Origin of the sequence: Haemophilus sp. CCUG 60358 (genome assembly GCF_001679485.1) — a bacterium.
Classification (GTDB): Bacteria; Pseudomonadota; Gammaproteobacteria; order Enterobacterales; family Pasteurellaceae; genus Haemophilus_D.
In genome coordinates, this window is the sequence record NZ_LZOZ01000014.1 from 358,561 (window position 1) to 374,014 (window position 15,454).

The 15,454-nt window shown below is 40.2% G+C and carries 13 protein-coding genes; 7 read left to right on the top strand and 6 right to left on the bottom strand.

Annotated elements, in window-relative coordinates:
• Positions 1-88: 88 nt before the first annotated feature.
• The 3 genes from folK to dksA all read right to left on the bottom strand — a co-directional run bounded on the left by folK (position 89) and on the right by dksA (position 2,623).
• Positions 89-592 carry a 2-amino-4-hydroxy-6-hydroxymethyldihydropteridine diphosphokinase gene (gene folK / locus A9500_RS06820; protein WP_014065105.1) on the bottom strand — a complete coding sequence of 168 codons (504 nt, stop codon included), beginning with the start codon at positions 590-592 and terminating at the stop codon, positions 89-91.
• Positions 592-1,950, bottom strand: a complete 1,359-nt coding sequence (pcnB, locus tag A9500_RS06825) for a polynucleotide adenylyltransferase PcnB (RefSeq protein WP_083180364.1) — start codon at positions 1,948-1,950, stop codon at positions 592-594. The genes folK and pcnB overlap by 1 nt, the downstream gene beginning before the upstream one ends.
• Before the next feature lie 235 nt (positions 1,951-2,185).
• Positions 2,186-2,623: an RNA polymerase-binding protein DksA gene (gene dksA / locus A9500_RS06830; protein WP_014065107.1), complete on the bottom strand. Its 438-nt coding sequence runs from the start codon at positions 2,621-2,623 to the stop codon at positions 2,186-2,188.
• Positions 2,624-2,886: 263 nt separating this feature from the next.
• On the opposite strand from dksA, the gene A9500_RS06835 reads away from it, so the two are divergent.
• The 7 genes from A9500_RS06835 (at position 2,887) to A9500_RS06865 (ending at position 11,713) form a co-directional block, all read left to right on the top strand.
• Positions 2,887-5,289 (top strand): DNA internalization-related competence protein ComEC/Rec2, encoded by a 2,403-nt coding sequence (locus tag A9500_RS06835; RefSeq protein WP_065244350.1) that lies wholly within the window; start codon positions 2,887-2,889, stop codon positions 5,287-5,289.
• 52 nt (positions 5,290-5,341) lie between these two features.
• Positions 5,342-7,090: a lipid A ABC transporter ATP-binding protein/permease MsbA gene (gene msbA / locus A9500_RS06840; protein ID WP_065244351.1), complete on the top strand. Its 1,749-nt coding sequence runs from the start codon at positions 5,342-5,344 to the stop codon at positions 7,088-7,090.
• A gap of 53 nt (positions 7,091-7,143) precedes the next feature.
• Positions 7,144-8,124: a tetraacyldisaccharide 4'-kinase gene (gene lpxK, locus A9500_RS06845; RefSeq protein ID WP_065244352.1), complete on the top strand. Its 981-nt coding sequence runs from the start codon at positions 7,144-7,146 to the stop codon at positions 8,122-8,124.
• Positions 8,125-8,141: 17 nt separating this feature from the next.
• Positions 8,142-8,321, top strand: a complete 180-nt coding sequence (locus A9500_RS06850) for a Trm112 family protein (RefSeq protein WP_065244353.1) — start codon at positions 8,142-8,144, stop codon at positions 8,319-8,321.
• Between the two features lie 9 nt (positions 8,322-8,330).
• On the top strand, positions 8,331-9,089 hold the full coding sequence (gene kdsB / locus A9500_RS06855; protein ID WP_065244354.1) for a 3-deoxy-manno-octulosonate cytidylyltransferase: 759 nt from the start codon (positions 8,331-8,333) through the stop codon (positions 9,087-9,089).
• A 9-nt stretch (positions 9,090-9,098) separates the two neighbouring features.
• Positions 9,099-10,925 (top strand): excinuclease ABC subunit UvrC, encoded by a 1,827-nt coding sequence (gene uvrC, locus A9500_RS06860; RefSeq protein WP_065244355.1) that lies wholly within the window; start codon positions 9,099-9,101, stop codon positions 10,923-10,925.
• A gap of 68 nt (positions 10,926-10,993) precedes the next feature.
• Positions 10,994-11,713 carry a TerC family protein gene (locus A9500_RS06865; RefSeq protein ID WP_065244356.1) on the top strand — a complete coding sequence of 240 codons (720 nt, stop codon included), beginning with the start codon at positions 10,994-10,996 and terminating at the stop codon, positions 11,711-11,713.
• Between the two features lie 37 nt (positions 11,714-11,750).
• Here the strand turns inward: A9500_RS06865 and A9500_RS06870 are convergent, their stop codons facing one another.
• The 3 genes from A9500_RS06870 to A9500_RS06880 form a co-directional block, all read right to left on the bottom strand.
• Positions 11,751-12,803: an ABC transporter ATP-binding protein gene (locus tag A9500_RS06870; protein ID WP_065244357.1), complete on the bottom strand. Its 1,053-nt coding sequence runs from the start codon at positions 12,801-12,803 to the stop codon at positions 11,751-11,753.
• 13 nt (positions 12,804-12,816) lie between these two features.
• Positions 12,817-14,337 carry an iron ABC transporter permease gene (locus tag A9500_RS06875; RefSeq protein ID WP_049370161.1) on the bottom strand — a complete coding sequence of 507 codons (1,521 nt, stop codon included), beginning with the start codon at positions 14,335-14,337 and terminating at the stop codon, positions 12,817-12,819.
• A gap of 84 nt (positions 14,338-14,421) precedes the next feature.
• Positions 14,422-15,420 (bottom strand): iron ABC transporter substrate-binding protein, encoded by a 999-nt coding sequence (locus tag A9500_RS06880; RefSeq protein ID WP_049355936.1) that lies wholly within the window; start codon positions 15,418-15,420, stop codon positions 14,422-14,424.
• Positions 15,421-15,454 lie beyond the last annotated feature (34 nt).

Genomic DNA, 15,454 nt, shown 5'->3' on the forward strand with positions numbered 1-15,454 from the left:
AATCCTCCAGGATAGCACACTTCTTCTGGCAGCGTTATTTAGGTAAAAAAGAAGGGCTGATAGTGAATATCAGCCCTTTTGTTTTGAGTTAAGTGCGGTCAATTTTCTCGCTGTTTTTGATTTTATGCATTTGATGATTTTCAAAGGCTTTCACCAAATCTGCGACTTTTTCGCCTTCCGGTAAAACCAAATCTTGTGCGATATCATTAAGCGGCACAATTACGAATTCGCGATTTTTCATGTCGTAATGAGGCACGGTTAAGCGTTCATTTTGAATGATTTGATCACCATAAAGCAGAATATCCAAATCCAGTGTACGCTCACCCCAACGACGTAAACGTACGCGACCTTGTTCATTTTCAATGCGTTGCAATTCATCGAGCAAAGCTAAAGGTGGGCGAGTGGTTTCGATCATTGCCACTGCGTTCACATAATCCGGTTGATCTTGCGGGCCTAATGGTTTGCTTTGATAAAATCCGCTGACCGATTTTAATTCGGTATTAGGTAGCGCAGAAATTGCCTCTAATGCGGAATTTAATTGTTCTGTAGGCGTATTTAAATTGCTGCCAAGGGCGATATACACTTGAACCATTAGTTAGCCGCCTTAGGTTTACGTCTGCGGTAATATTTTTTCTTCGGCGCTGGATGCAATTTTTGTTGCTCTTGAACCAACTGGCGACGTTGTTCTTGATTGCTGAGTTGGTACTCATGCCACCATTTTGCGAGTTCAACGGTTTCACCGCCTTCCACTTCAGCACGCATCGCCAATAAATCAAAGGCTGCACGGAATTTTTGATGTTCCATCGTGCGAGCAGGGTGAGAACCGGTACGTTTAAGCAGTTGTAATTGCAACATCCAAATATCACGAATGACAGAGGTGTGACGACGAGGCGCTGCTAATGAACGGCATAATTGATCAAGCACTTCATTGCCCGCAAGGGCATAAGCATCGTGATTGTTTAAGCCACCTTCATTTTTCAACACATCCACTTTTTCGCGTAATGGATACCAGAAGAATGCCGCAAATAAAAAGGCTGGATTAATGCGTAATTTATCGGCAATACGTTCATCCGTTGAATTTAACGACGTTAAAATCATACGTTCCGCAAGGCTGTCTTCTTTTTCGGTGAAATAAGGCGTTAAGCTTGGGAAAAGCTGTTCAAATAAGCCATATTGGCGAAGTAATTTATAAGTTTTTACGCCATTGCCAGACTGCAATAATTTTAAGCTTTCATCGAATAAACGCGCCGGTGGAATATTTTTCAGCAATGGCGCAAGTTCCCGAATGGGCTGTTCACTTGGTTTTTCCAAGAACATATCCAATTTCGCCATAAAGCGCACAGAGCGTAGCATACGCACAGGATCTTCTTGATAACGGGTAACGGGATCGCCAATCAGACGTAATTTTCCGTTTTTCAGGTCATCAATTCCGTTGAAGTAATCACTCAGCGTATTATCTTGCGGATTGTAGTAAAGGGCGTTTACGGTAAAGTCACGACGCTCCGCATCTTGTTCAATGGTGCCGTACACGTTATCACGCAGTAACATCCCTTCATCACTTTGTTTGGCTTGATTTTCGCTGCGCGCATCCGAATGGCTAGCACGGAATGTGGCCACTTCGATCACATCGCGACCAAACATAATGTGTGCAAGACGGAAACGACGACCAACTAAACGGCATTGACGTTGGAATACCGCTTGAATTTGGTCGGGACGTGCATTGGTTGCCACATCAAAATCTTTTGGATGCTTACCTAACAATAAATCACGCAAACAACCACCAACGATATAAGCGTCATAACCTTGACGTTGCAATTTTTCTACCACGGTAATGGCATTACGGCTAAACATACGTGGGGTAATACCAAAATGAGAGGCTTTAACGGTATGTTTGTCGTGACGATGCGCTTGGGTGTTCGTTTTTTTATGGTGAGAAGAGGACGGGGCGATCTTGGGTTGTGAACGCTCTGTTTTTGAAACGTTTGATTTTTTGCTTTTTGGCGCCGTTTTGGGAACGGGAGAATTTATATTGGTTTCAGTTTCTTTTTTAGTTTTTTTACCAAATAAATTTTTTATATAAGTAAGAATAATTTACTCCATTCTCTGTGTTAAATGCACATTTGATAAAAACACGAAAAGTGCGGTTGTTTTTGACCGCACTTTTTCATTGGGTTATTTGAATCAATTAACCTGCGACTTGTTTTTCACGAATTTCAGCAAGGGTTTTGCAATCGATACAAAGATCAGCTGTAGGACGTGCTTCTAAGCGACGAATGCCAATTTCTTCGCCACAAGAATCGCAATAACCGAAATCATCGGTATCTAATTTTTTCAATGTGTATTCAATCTTTTTCATTAATTTACGCTCGCGATCGCGGTTACGTAATTCAAGACTGAATTCTTCTTCTTGGGTCGCGCGGTCAGCTGGATCTGGGAAGTTTGACGCTTCATCTTGCATATGAGCAACAGTTCTTGATGCTTCTTCCACAATTTGCTCGTGCCACGCAGTTAAAATTTTTCTGAAATGAAGAATTTGATCTTCATTCATGTATTCCTCATCTTTCTTAGGTTGATAAGGTGTAACACCGGCTAAATCCAGCAAACTTAGAGATGCCTTAGACATTGATAACTCCTAATAATAGTACAGAATTTAATGACGTCCTGTCTTGTTTTTTGTGATTAGTTCTTATTGCTAAAAATAGCTGAGATAAGAACCTAGTTATTTTAAGGGCGATATAAATAGCAGAACTTCATCTATTTAGCAAATAAATTTAACCTGGAAATTTAAATTTTGCGATCGTGATCGCAAAAAACAGTATGTTTATTTGCTTATCTGTGAGGTTAAGGCTAGTTTGCCTTACTTTCTCGCTATAAATCATACTTAACATGAAAATCACGCTATTTCAGCTGTGCATGATGCTCATTGTCTCAGCCTTATCCTTGCTTGTCGTGCCAGATTTTTTACTGTTCACTTGGCAACAGGCAGGGTTGAGCATTTTAATGTTGGTTATGACCGCACTTTGTTTCCATTGGTTCAATTATTTTAAAGCCAGAAATTTTTGCATGAGCGCTATCTTGTTTTTGATTACTTTGGCTTACGTGCATTCACAAGCCTTGTCGTTATTGACTCAAGCAGAAAAAATCTCCAGTTTACCGAATAAAATCACGTTAGAACTTCACATTTCAGAAATTCTTCATCAGCAAGATTATCAAACGTTGGTTGCTACGACGTCTTTATTTGATGGGAAAGAACAACAAATTTTTATTAATTGGAGAGCACCAGAAAAACCACAACTTGGCGAAGTTTGGCGAGCAGATGTAAAGCTTCGTCCTATTTCGGCGAGATTAAACCATAGAGGATTTGATCGACAGCAATGGTATTTTTCCAAAAGAATTATTGCCGTAGGGAATGTGAAAAGTGCGGTCAAAATTGGAGACGATTTTTCTTTCCGCACAGATTTTCTACAGAATAGCCTCAAACAGACGGAAGGGCTTTCTTTACAAGGTTTACTTATCGCATTGGCATTTGGCGAGCGGGCTTGGCTGGATAATAAAACGTGGCTGATTTATCAACAAACGAATACAGCACATTTAATTGCTATTTCAGGACTCCATATCGGTTTAGCAATGGGGATCGGCTTTTTCTTTGTTCGATTATTGCAAATACTCTTATCAACACGCTTTATTTCACCTTGGTTTCCGCTTTGCTTTGGCGTATTGATTGCTTTAGGTTATGCCTATTTAGCCGGATTTAGTTTACCAACCTTCCGTGCAATGATGGCACTGCTTTTTATTGCAATCCTTCAATTTTCGCGACGATATTACACGCCTTTGCAAATGCTGTGTTTGGTGGTGGCATTTTTGCTTTTTTGTGATCCGCTTATGCCGCTTTCGGTGAGCTTTTGGCTTTCAATTGGTGCAGTTGCCTGTCTGATTGTGTGGTACCGATATGTTCCCTTATCAATCATTGAATGGCGACATCAAAAATTATCCAGCAAAGTGCGGTGGATTTTTGGCTTGTTTCATTTGCAGCTTGGGCTGCTGGTTTTATTCACGCCCATTCAGCTTTTCTTTTTTAATGGCTTGGCATTAAATGGATTCTTAGCAAATTTAATTGCAGTGCCCTTGTATAGTTTTTTACTTGTGCCCTTGATTCTATTTGCGGTGTTGACCCATGGTGCATTTTCTTCTTGGCATTTTTCAAATGCAATTGCTCAAGGTATTACACAATGCCTCCGTGTTTTCCAAGGCTCGTATATGCCGATTTCGATCAATTTATCCCTCATTCTGATCGCTCTTTTAAGCCTTGTTTTTGGTGGCATGTTAGGTGGATTGTATTTTGCATCTCAAGGGAAAACAAAAAATACACCGTTAAAATCGAGTCGATTTTTCACGTTAAATCATACAAAAATCTTATCAGCAAAAGATTATAAACAAGCGCTTCGTAGTGTCATTTTTATTTTTTGTTTTTGTATTGGCACGCTTGGGTATCGATATATCACGAAACCCAAATGGCAGTTAGATACGTTAGATGTTGGTCAAGGTTTAGCAACCTTAATTGTGAAAGAGGGGAAAGGTGTGTTATATGATACTGGGCCTGCTTGGCAGAGTGGAATAGGTAGCTCTTCTATGGCGGAATTAGAGATATTACCTTATCTTCAACGGGAAGACATTGAACTTGAAACCTTGATTTTAAGCCATGATGATAATGATCATTCAGGCGGCGCTAAAGCGATTTTAGCCGCATATCCAGAGATTGAACTGATTACACCTTCTCGTAAAAACTATGGTGAAACGCACCGCACTTTTTGTCTTCAGGGGAAACAATGGCAGTGGCGAGGACTTGATTTTAAAGTTCTTTCACCAACGCAAATAACAGATAGGGCGGAGAATCCCCAATCTTGCGTGATTGTATTCACGGATGGACAGTATCAAATTCTTTTAACCGGTGATGCTGATGTGGCAACAGAAAGATCTTTTGCTGAAAAACTAAGCAAAATTAATGTGTTACAGGTAGGGCACCATGGCAGTAAAACTTCAACAGGCGAGTTTTTATTGGCACAGACAAAACCGGATATCGCTTTAATTTCAAGTGGGCGATGGAATGCGTGGAATTTTCCTCATCCAACAGTCATTGAACGATTAAATCGTTATCAAAGTGCGGTCGAAAATACGGCTATTTCAGGTCATATAAGGTTAAATTTTATTGAAAAAAGGATTGAAGTTGAAAAGGCGAGAGGGGATTTTTCACCTTGGTTTGCCCGTGTAATTGGATTATCCCCAAAATAACAGGTACAATGCAGCCAATTTTTATTAAGACAATGTGATGCAAGAATAAACTATGCAAGATAAAGATTTTTCAACTTCGCAAACTTTTAAGCGTTTATGGCCGATGATTTCACCTTTTAAATCGGGCTTATTTGTCGCTGCTGTCGCTCTCGTTTTTAATGCATTGGCTGATTCAGGCCTGATTTATATGCTTAAACCGTTGCTCGATGATGGTTTTGGGAAAGCAGATCACTCCTTCCTAAAACTGATGGCGTTTGTAGTGGTTGGTATGATTATGTTGCGTGGTGTGACTAACTTTATTTCCAGCTATTGCTTGGCTTGGGTGTCTGGCAAAGTGGTGATGATTATGCGCCGCCGTTTGTTTAAACATTTGATGTTTATGCCGGTAAGTTTCTTTGATCGTAATTCAACGGGGAAATTGCTTTCTCGTATTACCTACGATTCAGAAATGATTGCTAATTCTTCCTCTAATTCATTAGTGACCATTGTACGTGAGGGTGCCTATTTAATTTCATTGCTCGTGGTGATGTTTTACACCAGTTGGGAACTGACGTTGGTTCTTTTCGTCATCGGGCCAATTATTGCAGTGCTTATTCGCTTTGTATCGAAGATCTTCCGTAAGCTTAGTAAAAACATGCAAGATTCTATGGGGGAATTAACCTCTGCGACGGAACAAATGCTAAAAGGGCATAAAGTGGTGCTTTCTTTTGGTGGTCAGTTAGTAGAAGAAGAGCGTTTCGATAAAGTCAGTAACGATATGCGTCGTAAAGGCATGAAAATGGTGACTGCCGATGCGATTTCTGATCCTGTTGTGCAAGTGATTGCTTCCTTGGCGTTAGCCGCCGTGCTTTATTTGGCAACCACACCATTAATTGCGGATGATAATTTAACTGCAGGTTCTTTCACTGTCGTCTTTTCTTCCATGTTAGCGATGATGCGTCCGTTAAAATCCTTGACGAATGTAAACTCACAATTCCAACGAGGCATGGCGGCCTGTCAGACATTATTTTCTATCTTAGATTTAGAAACTGAAAAAGATAATGGCACGTATAAAGCAGAACCCGCAAAAGGTGATTTAGAATTTAAAAATGTGAGTTTTGCTTATGAGGGTAAAGAAGAGAAAGCCTTAAATAATATCTCTTTTTATGTGCCTGCAGGCAAAACCGTGGCTTTAGTGGGACGTTCAGGTTCGGGTAAATCAACGATTGCCAATTTGGTGACGCGTTTCTACGATATTGACGAAGGCGAGATTTTATTAGATGGCGTGAGAATTCAAGATTATCGTTTATCTAATTTACGTGAGAATTGTTCTGTTGTTTCTCAACAAGTGCATTTATTTAATGATACGATTGCTAATAATATTGCTTATGCAGCAGAAGATAAATACACGCGTGAAGAAATTATCGAAGCAGCAAAAGCGGCTTATGCCCTAGAGTTTATCGAGAAACTTCCACAAGGTTTTGATACCGTTATTGGTGAGAATGGCGCAAGTCTTTCTGGTGGTCAACGTCAGCGTTTAGCCATTGCTCGTGCGCTATTACGTAATTCACCTGTTTTAATTTTAGATGAAGCGACTTCTGCTCTTGATACCGAATCTGAACGTGCGATTCAGTCTGCATTAGAAGAACTGAAGAAAGATCGTACGGTATTGGTGATTGCGCATCGTTTATCAACCATTGAAAATGCCGATGAAATCTTAGTTATTGAACACGGTGAAATTAAAGAACGTGGTACGCATCAAGATTTATTAGCGCTTGATGGTGCGTATAAACAATTACACAGTATGCAGTTTAGCGGATAAAATAATAAGGGCGAACCAATGTGTTCGCCCAAAATCAATATAGGATAAATGAAATGCCTTTTTGGTACTCTAATTCAAAGCTAGCTTGGTTGCTTCTGCCTTTTTCACTGCTATTTTGGTTGATTAGCCAAATTCGCCGAGCACTATTTTCTCTGAATATCTTATCTTCTTATAAATCTCCGAAACCCGTCATTATTGTTGGTAATCTTTCTGTTGGTGGAAATGGTAAAACCCCTGTCGTTGTCTGGTTAGTTGAAGAGTTACAAAAACAAGGATTACGTGTAGGCGTGATTTCTCGTGGCTATGGTAGCCAATCTAAAACCTATCCTTTACTTGTCACACCTGAAACAGACCCTGTTCAAGGGGGCGATGAACCTGTTTTAATTGCCAAAAGAACAGGTGTGCCTGTGGTGATTTCACCGAATCGTCAACAAGCTATTGAATTACTTTTGAAAACACAGGATTGCGATCTGATTATTTCGGATGATGGATTACAACATTATAAGTTGCAACGTGATATTGAAATTGTGGTGATGGATGCAGAGCGAGCTTTAGGGAACGGCTTTGTGCTACCTGCAGGGCCTTTGCGTGAATTGCCAAGTCGTTTAAAAAATGTGGACTTTGTGATTACTAACGGCGGAAAAAATGCTTATTCTGATGCCATTATGCAATTAGTTCCTCATTATGCAATTAATTTAGTGACGGCAGAAAAACGCTTGTTAAGTGAATTTACTCAAGGTTCAGCCATCGCGGGGATTGGTAACCCACAACGTTTTTTCACGATGTTGGAAAATTTAAATATTCGTTTAGCCAATACGAAAGTTTTTCAAGATCATCAACATTTTGAGCCGCAATTATTAGAAAAACTCGCTGAAAACCAACCGCTCTTTATGACCGAAAAGGATGCCGTAAAATGCCAAGCTTTTGCTAAAGAGAATTGGTGGTATGTTCCAGTTGATGCGGAGATTGTTGAGGCTGAAAACCAAGGCCAAAAACTTCCACAATTGTGGGAAAAAATCCGTCATTTAGTTTAACTCTATTCGAGTGAAATATGCGTGAAAAACTTAATCCTCGATTATTAGACGTGATCGCTTGCCCGAGATGTTTGGCAAGATTGAAATACGATCAAGAAAATCAACGGCTCATTTGCCCTTTTGAGCAAGTGGCGTATCCTATTGAAAACGGCGTGCCGATTTTGTTGGCAGAAAAAGCCGAAATATTGAAAGAATAAGGAATGCTTATGTCATTTACAGTTATTATCCCTGCTCGTTTTGCATCGAGCCGCTTACCAGGTAAACCTTTAGCTGATATTGCCGGTAAACCCATGATTCAACATGTTTTTGAGAAAGCTCAACAATCAGGCGCGAGCAGAGTCATTATTGCCACAGATAACGAACAAGTTGAAAAGGCCGCAAAAACTTTTGGGGCTGAAGTTTGCATGACATCAGAAGCGCATAATTCTGGTACTGAGCGTTTAGCGGAAGTAGTAAGTAAGCTTGGTATTGCTGACGATGAAATCATTGTAAACATTCAAGGGGATGAGCCGTTAATTCCGCCTGTTATTGTGAGTCAGGTGGCAGAGAATTTAGCGAAGTTTAACGTGAATATGGCGACGCTTGCCGTAAAAATTCATGAAGCGGAAGAGTTATTTAATCCAAATGCCGTGAAAGTCGTTACGGATAAAGATGGCTACGTTTTATATTTTTCCCGTTCAGTGATTCCTTACGATCGTGATCAGTTTATGCAATTAGAAGACACTTCAAAAGCACAACTGGCTGACACGTATCTTCGTCATATTGGTATTTATGCTTATCGTGCAGGTTTTATTAAACAATATGTGCAATGGGCACCAACGCAGTTAGAAAATCTAGAGAAATTAGAGCAACTCCGTGTATTGTGGTACGGTGAGCGTATCCATGTGGAATTGGCGAAAGAAGTCCCGGCTGTTGGTGTGGATACGGCAGAAGATTTAGAAAAAGTGCGGTCAATTTTGGCGTAGTTTTTACTGATGTTTGATTCTAAAAAGTTTCTCTCAGATGTTTCTCATGAACCTGGTGTTTATCGTATGTATGACGATAAAGATCAGGTTATTTATGTGGGCAAAGCGAAAGATCTTAAAAAGCGACTTTCCAGCTATTTCCGCAAAAACTTAAGTAGCAAAAAAACAGAAGCCTTGGTGTCGTCAATTCATCATATTGATACGACGATTACTTCTTCTGAAACAGAAGCATTATTGCTTGAGCATAATTTCATTAAGCTTTATCAACCTCGTTATAACGTATTATTGCGAGATGATAAATCCTATCCTTTTATTTTATTGACGAAAGAACGTCATCCTCGTATTACTTCTTATCGTGGAACGAAAAAAATTGCAGGTGAGTATTTCGGACCTTATCCTCATGCAGGTGCAGTACGTGAAACCTTGTCGTTAATGCAAAAATTGTTCCCTGTTCGTCAATGTGAAAATTCGGTTTATAACAATCGTTCCCGCCCTTGTTTGCAATATCAAATTGGGCGTTGCTCAGCACCTTGTGTGCCAGGTTATGTGACTGATGAGGAATATAACCAACAAGTGGAATTAGCACGATTATTTTTGCAAGGGAAAGATCAGCAAGTATTAGATTATCTCATTGGCAGAATGGAGCAGGCGAGCCGAGACTTGGATTTTGAAGGTGCAGCGCGTTATCGTGATCAAATTCAAGCCGTTCGTGCTGTTATCGAAAAACAATTTGTTTCCAATGAGCGTTTGGACGACATGGATATTATGTCCATTGCGTATCAGCACGGTTTAGCTTGTGTTCAGGTGATGTTTATTCGTCAAGGTAAAGTATTAGGCAATCGCAGCTATTTTCCGAAAGTACCCGACAATACCGATTTATCCGAATTAACAGCCACTTTTGTTGGGCAGTTTTATTTGCAAGGTCATCAGGGCAGAAGTATTCCGAATAGTATTATTGTGGATCATAAACTAGATGAAAAAGCCGAGCTTGAGGCCTTATTAACTGAACAAGCCGGTCGAAAAGTGGTGATACAAGAATCTGCTAAAGGCGATAAAGGTAAATATCTACAACTAGCACAAATTAATGCCAAAGCGGCTTTAGCGACTCAACTTAAACAATCTTCCCGAATGCACGAACGTTATCAAGCCCTTTGTGAGTTGCTCGATATGCCTGAAATTAAACGCATGGAATGTTTTGATATTAGTCATACGATGGGCAATCAAACGGTTGCATCCTGTGTGGTATTTAACCAAGAAGGTCCGCTGAAATCAGACTATCGTCGTTTTAATATTGAAGGCATTACTGGCGGCGATGACTATGCCGCGATGGAGCAAGCCTTAAAGAAACGTTACGACCGCGATCTTGATGAAGATAAAATTCCCGATATTATTTTTATTGATGGTGGTAAAGGACAACTTAATCGTGCTTTAGAGGTGTTCTATCAACTTAATGTAAAATGGGATAAAAACCGACCGCACTTAATTGGTGTCGCAAAAGGTGTGGATCGTCGAGCGGGACAAGAGGTGTTGATTATCAGCAAACAAGATCGTGAAATCCATTTGCCAGATGATAGTCTTGCGCTGCATTTAATCCAACATATTCGAGATGAAAGCCATAATCATGCGATTAGCGGTCATCGTCAAAAACGCCAAAAAGCCTTTACCCAAAGTGGATTGGAAACCATTGAAGGGGTAGGCGCTAAACGACGTCAAGCCTTGTTGAAATATTTAGGTGGATTGCAAGGTGTCAAAAATGCCACGTTGGATGAAATCGCCTCTGTACCTGGTATTTCTAAAGCGTTAGCAGAAAAGATTTTCGAGACCTTAAAAAGTTAGGAAAAATCTTGATTTTCTACACGAACTGTCTATGATTCAACCTTTCGGATTTTATATAGGAACATATTATGTTTGAATGGCTTGTTGATCCTGAAGCATGGATTTCATTGCTCACTTTGACCGCACTTGAAATCGTCTTGGGTATCGATAATATTATTTTTATTAGTATTTTAGTGGGACGTTTACCCGCGAATCAACGCCAATCTAGTCGTATTATCGGTCTTGGGTTAGCGATGATTACCCGTATTTTACTTCTTGTTTCCCTTTCTTGGATGATGAAATTAACGGAACCACTGTTCACTTTAGTCGGTCAGGAAATTTCAGGCCGCGATTTGATTTTATTCCTGGGGGGCTTATTCCTGATTGTGAAAAGTACAGGTGAAATTAAAGAAGCGATGCATCCTGAATCACATCATGAAGAAGAGAATAACAAGAAGAAAGTCAGTTATTTAGGCGTGTTAATCCAAATTGCGATTTTAGATATTGTGTTTTCTTTAGACTCAGTGATCACAGCTGTAGGGATGGCAAACCACCTTCCAGTGATGATCTTGGCAATTATGATTGCAGTAGGTGTGATGATGTTTGCGGCGAAACCAATTGGTGATTTTGTTGATACCCATCCGACATTGAAGATTTTAGCCTTAGCATTCTTAATTTTAGTTGGAGTAAGTTTAATGGCTGAAAGCTTGGATATTCATATTCCAAAAGGCTACATTTACTTTGCAATGGGCTTCTCAGCAGTAGTTGAAATGCTCAACATCAAAATGCGAAAATCACTTGGTCATTAAATCATATAAAAAGGCGGAACAATGTGTTCCGCCTTTTTTAGTCATTATAGAATACCCCTTTCCCATATAAATACATCGTGACTTGTTCGCCAGTATGGTATTCGTTAATGAGATCTTCATTGATATTCAATTCATAACCGCTAACATCAATACAAATATTGATAGCTCGTCCTCTTGATTCAATTCGCTTAATCTCACCGTTAAAAGAAGCGATCGGATCTTGGATTTTTTTCGCAAGAGAGAATTGCTCAGGGCGGAATAACACTTTCCCTTGTATATGGCCATTTCCTTTATTTTCGACGGCAATTTCACCTAATTGACAGGTCGCGATGCTATCGTTTTTTAATGTTGCAGGAAGAATAATGCTGTCCCCAATAAATTTAGCAATAGACAAATACTGAGGGGACCAATAGAGCGTTTTAGGTGTCGCAATTTGGAGAATTTTTCCTTCTTGAATCACTGCGATCTTGTCCGCATGGCATAGTGCTTCATCACGATCATGGGTCACAAATACGGCAGAGGAACCACTTTCTCTTAATACTTGTAACATATCGTAACGAATTTGATTTCTCAGATGCTCATCTAACGCACTAAATGGTTCATCAAATAGAATTAATTCAGGGCTTGGTGCAAGTGCTCGAGCAAGTGCAACACGTTGCTGTTGACCTCCAGAAAGCTGATGAGGGAAACGGTCCGCTAAGCTGCTAATACCCGTGAGTTTCATCACTTCCTGTATGCGTTGTTTTTCCTCTTCCATTTTTCCTTTACCATCGCCTAAACCATAAGCAATGTTACGGTAAACATTTAAATGAGGGAATAACACGCCTTCTTGTACCACATACCCTAATTTGCGTTGCTGGGTTGGCACATTGAGATTTTCTTTAAAAATAGGTTGATTCTTTAACCAAATCTCACCGCTTGTTGGTTGTTCAAAACCAGCAATACTACGCAATAAGGTAGTTTTCCCACAACCAGATGCACCGAGAAGAAACAGAATTTCACCTTTCTCTAATTGCAGAGAGATATTGTGTAGAACTTGGTGTCCATTAAAGGATTTATTCAAATTTTTAATGTCGAGTAATGTTGTCATTTTTATCTTCTCGTTATTTAAAACCGTATCGTTTCAGTAAAAATACAGGAATCCCTGAAAATAGCACTAACATAATGGCATAAGGCGTAGCAGCCGCATATTGTGCATCAGAGGTGTATTCCCATACGGCGGTTGAAAGCGTTTTAATGTCATTTGGGGTCAGCAATAGGGTTGCGGTGAGCTCTTTCATTAAGTTTAAGAACACTAAAGCAAAGGCAGCAGCAATCCCTGGTAGCATAGCCGGAATGACTAAGGTTCGGAAAATATAAAAGTTGCTACGGCCCAAGCTTTGTCCTACCTTTTCAATGTTGCTAGACATTTGTTCAAGCGAACTCCGCAAGGTCGTTTGTGCCATTGGAAGATAAAGCATAAAGTAGGCGACGATAACCATGGCAAAGGTTTGATAAAGGGAATAGGCATAGTTGATGGTAAAGAAGACCAATGATAATGCGATAACAAGCCCTGGCACAGCGTGAAGTAGATAAGGGATTCGATCAAGCCAAATCGTCAATTTACTGCGATAGCGTACCGCAGCCCATACCAATGGTAGTGCACAAATAACGGTAAGTGTTGCACCCAGTGTTGATATAGTCAGTGAATTTGTGAAGGCGGTAAAAAATTCCCCAAAATCGACCGCACCTTCAATGGAACTTCCCACGGTTAGCCAATAAATCAGCATAGTAATCGGCACACCAATACTGAGCACAAAAATGGTCGTGAAAAAGCTTACGACTAAAATTTGTTTTCCTGCTGAGAGGGTTTTCAATGGATACGGACGTATTACGCCTTTGCCGCTTTGATAGAGTGTTTGTGTGCCTCTAAAACGAATTTCCCCCATCACAACAAAGATACAGATCACCATTAACACACCAGAAAGTAAGGCGGCGGTGTTGTTATTAAAGGCCATTTCATATTCTTGGAAAATTGCCGTAGTGAAGGTTTGGTAATTTAAAATAGACACGGCGCCAAAGTCTACCAACATATGAAGCGCAATTAATAATACGCTGCTACCGATGGCGGGTTTGAGTTGTGGAAAAATCGCATGCCAAAATGTGTAAGCATGGCTTTTAGCTAATGAAAGGCTCACTTCTTCTAAAGAGCGGTCGAGTCTTTTTAAGGTCGCCGCGACAGGGAGATAAGCAAGCGGGAAAGAACTCAGCGTCATAATGCCGATGGTTCCCCAGAAGCCTTCCACTCTGAAGGTAAGACTGATCCACGTAAAACAACTGACAAAAGCCGGAATACAAAGAGGGAGCGTCATGGCTACTTGGAAAAAGCCTTTTCCCCAAAAGCGATAACGTTCTAATAAAAACGCACATAGTGTGCCGAGAATAATGGCAAAAAGTGTGACAAATACCATTAAAAGTAGGGTATTACTGAGCAATTCCCACATTCTTGGGCGCCAAAGTAATTCAATGCTGCGAGCCAATCCGACATCTGCAGCACGCTCAATAACATATAAAAAAGGGAGTAATAATGGCAAACTAATCAGCACGATTAAGGCTATAAGCCAGCGAGGTGGGCGATTAGACACAGAAAAATCCTTTGAAAATATTAGTGTAGAGTAAATAACAGAAGGGCGTGTATTACACGCCCTATATTGCATAGCAAATTAAACTTATTTCAAACCAGCTTCTTCAATAAGTTTATTGGCGTTGTCTTTGTCTTCAGCAGTGGTTGCCGAAACAACAGGCGCTTCTAATTTCGCATAAGGTTCCATGTTAAATGGAGAAACCACATCGGTACGAAGTGGGTATTCTGCACGTACTGAAACAAACGCTTGTTGTCCTTCTTTACTTGCTAAGAAATCAACGAATTTTTTCGCTTCTTCTTTATTTTTAGAACCTTTTAATACCGCTGCACCAGAATAGGTCACTAATGCACCTGGATCTTGATGACGAATGAAGTAAAGACGTGTTTTGAGGTTATCAGCACCTTTTTCTTTTGCAAGTGTATACCAGTAATAGTTGTTGATTAACGCTGCGGGTACTTCACCATTTTCAACCGCTTGAAGAGCAACGCTGTTTTTCGCATAAAGTTTACCGTTTTCTTTTAAGCCTTTTAACCATTTAAGAGCGGCATCTTTACCTTTTAATTTGGTAATCGCAACAACTTGCTCTAAGAATGCGCCTGAAGTTGGAACGTAACCAATTTTATCTTTCCATTTTGGTGTTGCATAATCTAACACGGATTTTTCCATGTCTTTTTCAGATAATTTAGTGTGATCGTAAACCACAACACGAGAACGACCGCTTAATGCGACCCAGTCTTTTTTCGGTGCAACAGGAACGCCCTTGTGTGCAGTTTGTTTAATAGTATCTGCAGAAAGCGGTTCTAATAAGCCTGCATCAGAGAGTGCCGCGAAAGGTGCAGTTTGTTCAGAAAAGAATACGTCAGCAGGGGTTTTATCTCCCTCTTCTTTCAATTGACCTGCAAGTTGATCACTTTTAGCACTGTTTAAGGTCACTTTAATGCCCGTTGCTTTTGTAAATGCATCAGCAACAGCTTGAGAACCTTCTTTGTGCTGTCCATTGTAAACAGTAATATCTGCAGAAGCGAATCCTGCAAACGCCATTAAGCCGGTTAGTGCGGCAATTTGGAAGTGCTTAATTTTCATGAAAACTCCTTTATATTATCGGGCAAATCGCCCA